The sequence below is a fragment of the Gemmiger formicilis genome, from assembly GCF_016901605.1.
GTDB lineage: Bacteria > Bacillota > Clostridia > Oscillospirales > Ruminococcaceae > Gemmiger > Gemmiger formicilis_B.
In genome coordinates, this window is record NZ_JACJKP010000523.1 from 1 (window position 1) to 350 (window position 350).

At 59.4% G+C, this 350-nt stretch carries 1 protein-coding gene and 1 pseudogene; both read right to left on the reverse strand.

Annotation, left to right across the window (positions count from 1 at the left end):
* On the reverse strand, positions 1-166 hold a 166-nt coding region (yidD, locus tag H6B10_RS15755; RefSeq protein ID WP_204652395.1), incomplete at its 3' end, for a membrane protein insertion efficiency factor YidD.
* Positions 163-350 (reverse strand): annotated as a pseudogene (locus tag H6B10_RS15760) (ribonuclease P protein component); the annotation flags it as partial. The gene yidD and the pseudogene H6B10_RS15760, both read right to left, overlap by 4 nt.

A 350-nucleotide genomic window follows, 5' to 3' on the forward strand; every position in this document is an offset into this window, starting at 1 on the left:
GCAAAAGCCGCCAGACCGTTAAAATCAGACCCTTGACCAGACCGTGGACGGCCAGGGCCTGCATGGCGTATTCGCTGCAGGTGGGCACAAACCGGCAATGGTGGCCCAGGTGCGGACTGATGTACTTTTTATAGCCCCGCAGCAGGGCGATCAGCAGCCGGGTCACGGGGTATTTCCCGGGACGGCTTCCGTTTTGCCGGCGGCATCCTGCACAGGCCTTGCCAGGTCGGGCAGACCGGCTTTTGCAAACAGCTTACCCAGTGTTTTGCTCAGCTGGGTGCTTTTCAGGTGCGGGGTCTGACCGCGGGCTACCAGTATTATATCATACCCGCCGATATTTTGCGAGAGGT